Source organism: Amaricoccus sp. W119 (assembly GCF_047275745.1).
Lineage (GTDB): Bacteria > Pseudomonadota > Alphaproteobacteria > Rhodobacterales > Rhodobacteraceae > Amaricoccus.
In genome coordinates this window covers 1-5430 of record NZ_JBKQWU010000119.1, presented here as the reverse complement: position 1 = coordinate 5430, position 5430 = coordinate 1, and the positions used below count along the sequence as shown (strand labels likewise).

At 67.7% G+C, this 5430-nt stretch carries 6 protein-coding genes; all 6 read left to right on the top strand.

The features are described 5' to 3' along the window. Positions 1 to 101: 101 nt before the first annotated feature. Complete coding sequence (locus ACLJK8_RS21895; protein ID WP_413152554.1) at positions 102 to 755, top strand: hypothetical protein; 654 nt, start codon at positions 102 to 104, stop codon at positions 753 to 755. A gap of 123 nt (positions 756 to 878) precedes the next feature. After that, positions 879 to 1331 (top strand): manganese-binding transcriptional regulator MntR, encoded by a 453-nt coding sequence (gene mntR, locus ACLJK8_RS21890; protein WP_413152553.1) that lies wholly within the window; start codon positions 879 to 881, stop codon positions 1329 to 1331. A 124-nt stretch (positions 1332 to 1455) separates the two neighbouring features. Beyond that, on the top strand, positions 1456 to 2439 hold the full coding sequence (locus ACLJK8_RS21885) for a metal ABC transporter solute-binding protein, Zn/Mn family (protein WP_413152552.1): 984 nt from the start codon (positions 1456 to 1458) through the stop codon (positions 2437 to 2439). Between the two features lie 52 nt (positions 2440 to 2491). Beyond that, positions 2492 to 3289, top strand: coding sequence for a metal ABC transporter ATP-binding protein (locus tag ACLJK8_RS21880; RefSeq protein WP_413152551.1), 798 nt, complete (start codon positions 2492 to 2494; stop codon positions 3287 to 3289). A 1-nt stretch (position 3290) separates the two neighbouring features. After that, positions 3291 to 4418 (top strand): metal ABC transporter permease, encoded by a 1128-nt coding sequence (locus ACLJK8_RS21875; RefSeq protein WP_413152550.1) that lies wholly within the window; start codon positions 3291 to 3293, stop codon positions 4416 to 4418. Positions 4419 to 4420: 2 nt separating this feature from the next. Beyond that, positions 4421 to 5430 (top strand): metal ABC transporter permease (locus ACLJK8_RS21870; protein ID WP_413152549.1); only part of this gene is annotated, 1010 nt, incomplete at its 3' end.

The following is a 5430-nucleotide window of genomic DNA, read 5'->3' as shown; positions in this document are numbered from 1 at the left end:
GGGCCGAGGCCTCCGTCGCGCCAGGTTTCACGTCGCTCTTGTCGTCCATGCTCTACCCCCGTTCCTCGGGAAAGTAGCGCTCGACGCTGTCTCAAGAAACCGTGCCCCGGCCCAATGAAGGGCTCGGCTGGCTGGAGCGCGTTCGGCTACCCGAGGACCAGTGGCTGAACGGGCGGCAGTTCCCGACCTTCATCGAGATCGGCAGCGATCGTCCGATCTACGTGCACCGGCGGGGGTCGAACGCGGTCAGCGGCGAATACTTCTGGGATTACAGCCCGGAGAACCTGCTCGGCCACTATTCCGGCAAGCGCGAGATCGATCTCGACGGGATGCGCGCCCGCTACGACGAGCTGACCTCCGCGCCGGTGGCGGATGTGACGGCGAATTCGCCGCTGATGCATGGCAACGTGGTGTCGCTGCCCGAGTTCTTCACGCTCGACGATGTGGATGTGTCCGACCTCAACGCGCCGGAGGCGAGCGGCGGCGGCGAGACCGTCGACGCCGACGCGGCGGCGGGTCTGGTCGCCGCGCTGAACGACGAGGGCTACTGGCCGACGGAACTCGTCGGGACGAGCAAGCCCTATATCGGCCCCGCCCCGGCGGAACCCTCGGAGGGCGATTTCTCCGGAACCCATGTCGGGGACGACTACGACACCTCGCCCTACGAGACCGACACGCCCGAGACCGGGATCTCGACCTCGGCCTATATCGAGAACATGGGCGCGCTGATCCGGTTTCTCGAAGCGGGCAACTAGCCGCTTCGGGGATCGCCGGCCGGTCCGGAGCGCCGGGCCGGCGGGGAGTCGCGGTTGCGGTTTCTTAGCATCAGCTATATGTGTTGGTCCGAGTGAAGATTCCCCGCCCCCGGACCGTCGCCCATGCCACAGCCGCCTGATCATGGACCTCGTGAGACCCGCGACGCGGAGAGCCATGCCGAGGCGTTCCAGAAGACACGGGACGCACGCCGCACGGAGCTGGTCGAGGATTACGTCGAACTGATCGCGGATCTGATCGCCGAGGAGGGCGAGGCGCGGCAGGTCGACATCGCCCGCCGGCTGGGCGTCGCCCAGCCGACCGTCGCCAAGATGCTGAAACGTCTCGCCGAGGATGGCCTCATCCTCCGCAAACCCTATCGCGGCGTCTTCCTGACGGCGGAGGGGCAGCGTCTCGCGGCCGAGTGCCACCGGCGGCACGAGATCGTCGAGCGCTTCCTGCGGGCGATCGGGGTGAGCGACGAGGTGGCCCGGCACGACGCGGAAGGCATCGAGCACTACGTCAGCCGGGAAACCCTCGAGGCATTCTCGCGCTTCGTCGCATCGCAGCCTGTCTGACGGTCGCGGCACCCGGAGGCACCCGGCGTGAACTACACGTCGCGCAGCCGCTTGACAGCGCGCCCACAATATAGCAAGTGCTATATTAAATAGTCGTTGCACGAACAGTTAGGGAAAGCTCTCAATGAAGTGCTTGCTCACGGCCGCCGCCGCGGCCGGGTGGCTCGGCATCGCGGCGGCTCCGGCCCTCGCGGAAGAGGCGATCGACGTGGTCGCGACGGTCGGCATGATCGGCGACGTGGCGAAGAACGTCGCCGGAGACTGCGCCGAGGTCACCTCGATCATGGGCCCCGGCGTCGATCCGCATCTCTATCAGGCACGCGCGGCGGACGTCCGGGCGTTCGAGACCACGGAGATCATCCTCTATTCCGGCTATTTCCTCGAAGGGCAGCTCGGCGCGGTGCTGGCGAAGTTCGGCGAGCGCAAGCCGACGGTCGCCTTGTCGGAATCCTCGATCCCGGAATCCGAGCTGATCAAGGTCCAGGGCGCCTACGGCGTCGACCCGCATCTCTGGATGGACGCGGGTCTCTGGTCCCGGCTCGCGCCCACGATCGCGACCACGCTGGGCGAGCTTCGCCCGGCCTGCGCCGAGGAATTCGCCACCAACGCGGAAGCCTATGTCGCGCAGCTCACCGCGCTCGACGCATGGGCGCGCGAGTCGATCGGCACGATCCCGGAAAGCCAGCGCTCGCTGGTGACCGCCCATGACGCCTTCGGCTACTATGGCCGCGCCTATGGCATCGAGGTCGCGGGGCTTCAGGGCCTCACCACCCAGTCCGAGGCGAGCATCGCCGACATTCGCGCGACCGCCGCGCTCGTGGCCGAGACGGGCGTTCCGGCGGTCTTCATCGAAAGCACGATCAATCCCCGGATGGTGCAGGCCGTCATCGACGCGGTTCGTCAGCGAGGCAACACGGTCGAGATCGGCGGCTCGCTCTATTCGGACGCGATGGGCGAGGAGGGTACCGCCGGCGGGACCTATATCGGCATGATCTTCGCGAACACCCGGACCATCACCGAGGCGCTCGGCGGAACGGTTCCCCCACTGCCCGAGGCCCTCGCGGGATGGGCCGAACAATGGGGCGTGAGCATGGCCGCGGCCGAGTGAGCCGGGCCCAGCCGTCACGCCGCCACCCGTCGTTCTCAGGAAGGCATTGAACTTGACCGAACAATTGCACGAACCGCAGCTGGCCCTCCATGTCGAAGACCTGACGGTCAGCTATGAAAGCAAGCCGGTGCTCTGGGATATCGACATCGACATCCCGCCCGGCGTCATGGCCGCCATCGTCGGGCCGAACGGTGCCGGCAAGAGCACCTTCATCAAGACGGTGCTCGGGCTGATCACGCCGACCGCCGGGCATGTCCGCGTCTTCGGCCGCCCCTACAAATCCCAGCGGCGACGCGTGGGTTACGTGCCGCAGCGCTCCTCCGTCGACTGGGACTTTCCGACCACCGCGCTCGACGTGGTCGGCATGGGGCTCTACGGCAAGCTCGGCTGGCTCAGGCGGCCGGGCAAGCGGGAGCGGGAGGCCGCCTACCAGTCGCTCGAACAGGTCAGCATGCAGGACTTCGCCGACCGCCAGATCAGCCAGCTTTCCGGCGGGCAGCAGCAGCGCGTCTTCCTCGCCCGCGCCCTCGTCCAGCAGGCCGACATCTATTTCCTCGACGAACCGATGGCGGGCGTCGATGCCACCACCGAACGGGCGATCGTCGATATCCTCCACCGGCTGCGAAAGCAGGGAAAGACGCTCATCGTGGTGCATCACGACCTCCAGACGGTCCGGTCCTATTTCGACTGGATGGTCATTCTCAACGTGCGCGCCATCGCGCAGGGGCCGGTCGCCGAGGTCTATACCGCCGAGAACCTGCGCCGTGCCTATGGCGGCCAGATCGCGCTGATCGAGCGCGAGGCGTTCCAGGACGACGAGCCGGCGGAGCCGCTCCGGAGCGAGGCCTGACATGCTCGGGCTGCTTTCGGATTACACGATCCAGACCGTCGCCATGGGCGCGGCGCTGCTCGGCGTATCGAGCGGGGTGCTCGGCTGTTTCGCCGTGCTGCGCAAGCAGAGCCTGCTCGGCGACACGCTCTCCCATGCCGCGCTCCCCGGCATCTGCATCGGCTTCCTGATCGCCGGGACGCGCGATATCGGCAGCATCCTGTTCGGCGCCCTGATGACCGGGGCCGCCGCCGCCCTCGTCGTGCTGCTCCTGACCCGGATGAGCCGGCTCAAGACCGACGCGGCGCTCGGCATCGCGCTCAGCGTCTCGTTTGCGATCGGCGTCGTGCTGCTGACCCATATCCAGGGCGGCGGCAATGCCTCGCAGGGCGGGCTCGACTCCTTCCTCTTCGGTCAGGCGGCCGCCATTCTCAGGAGCGATCTCTGGATCATGGGCGGGATCGCCGCCGCGGCGCTGGCGCTCGTGGCGCTGCTCTGGAAGGAGTTCAAGCTCGTCTCCTTCGATCCCGGCTTCGCCGCCTCGATCGGCCTTCCGGTCGTGGCGCTCGAGGTCGCCATGACCACCATGGTCGCCCTCGCGGTCATCGTGGGGCTGCAGATGGTGGGCGTCGTGCTCATGACGGCGATGATCATCGCACCGGCGGTGGCGGCGCGCCAATGGACGCGGCGGCTCGGAACCATGGTGCTGCTCTCGGCGGTCTTCGGCACCATCGCGGGCGTGGTGGGCGCGGCGCTCAGCGCGACGGCGCGCGGGCTTGCCACCGGGCCGCTGATCGTCCTCACGATCACCGTCATCGTGATGGTCTCCCTGTTCTTCGCACCCGAACGCGGCATCGCACGGGACATGGTCCGGCGCTGGCGCGAGCGGCGCGGGCTCGCGGGCCGGCAGGTGCTCTCGACGCTCTACGGCATGGCAACCGAGCACCATGACCGGAAATATCCGGTCGAGCTGGGCGCGCTCGACGCCTTTCACGGCACGGCCACGCGCGGAGCGATCGCCCGGCTGGAAAGCCGCGGACTGGTCCGGCCCGTCAGGCACGAGCCCGAGACCACGCCGCATTGGGAGCTGACCCCGGCCGGTTTCGCCGAGGCCGAACGGCTCGAACGTGAACTCGGCGGAGGGCGCTGATCATGCTTGATTCCTTCTTCGCCAATACGACGATGATGATCATCCTGACCGGCGCGCTGGTCGGCTGCGCGTCGAGCCTGGTCGGGACCTTCCTGGTCCTGCGCGGCAACAGCATGCTCTCGGATTCGATCAGCCATTCGATCATCTTCGGCATCGTCGTGGTCTGGATGCTGACCGGCGCGCAGAGCGGTCCGGTCCAGATCATCGGCGCCGCGCTGACGGGCGTGCTGACCGTCTTCCTGACCGAGCTCCTGTTCAGCACGCATCGCGTGAAATACGACGCGTCGATCGGTCTGGTCTTCCCGGCGCTGTTCTCGATCGGCGTGCTGCTCATCAACGTCTACGCCCGCGACGTGCACATCGACCAGCACGCGGTGCTCCTGGGCGAGATCGGCTTCGTCTGGCTCGATACGGTCACGGTGCTGGGCATCGAGATGCCGCGATCCGTGGTCGCGATGGGGATCGTGACGGTGGTGAACCTGCTCTTCGTCTCGCTGCTCTACAAGGAGCTGAAGATCACCACCTTCGATCCCGGCCTCGCCGCGGCGCTCGGCTTCGCGCCGGCGGTCCTGTTCTACGCGCTGCTGTTCCTCACGAGCGCGACGGCGGTCGCGGCCTTCGACGCGGTCGGCGCGGTGCTCTTCATCGCCTTCGTGATCGTGCCGCCCTCGGCCGCCTATCTGCTGACGGACCGGCTCTGGCTTATCGTCGTGCTGGGCGCGCTGATCGCCATCGCCTCCAGCATCTCCGGCTACTGGCTGGCGGTCGCCTGGGACGTGTCGATCGGCGGCATGATGGCGGTGATGACCGGCGTATTCCTCGCGCTCGCCCTCCTCTTCGGGCCGCGCTACGGTATCATCGCCCGGTTGCACCGCGCGCGCGGCGAGCGGGACAGGAACGCGCTGCGGACCGTCACCGTTCATCTCTATTCCCATGAGAACACCAGCGGGCGGGAGGAGGAGAACCTCGCGCGCGCGCTCCAGTCGCATCTCGGCTGGAGCGCGGAACGCGC

Coding starts and splice junctions, on each gene's coding strand:
- mntR (WP_413152553.1), top strand. CDS start 879: ATGCCACAGCCGCCTGATCATGGACCTCGTGAGACCCGCGACGCGGAG.
- ACLJK8_RS21885 (WP_413152552.1), top strand. CDS start 1,456: ATGAAGTGCTTGCTCACGGCCGCCGCCGCGGCCGGGTGGCTCGGCATC.
- ACLJK8_RS21875 (WP_413152550.1), top strand. CDS start 3,291: ATGCTCGGGCTGCTTTCGGATTACACGATCCAGACCGTCGCCATGGGC.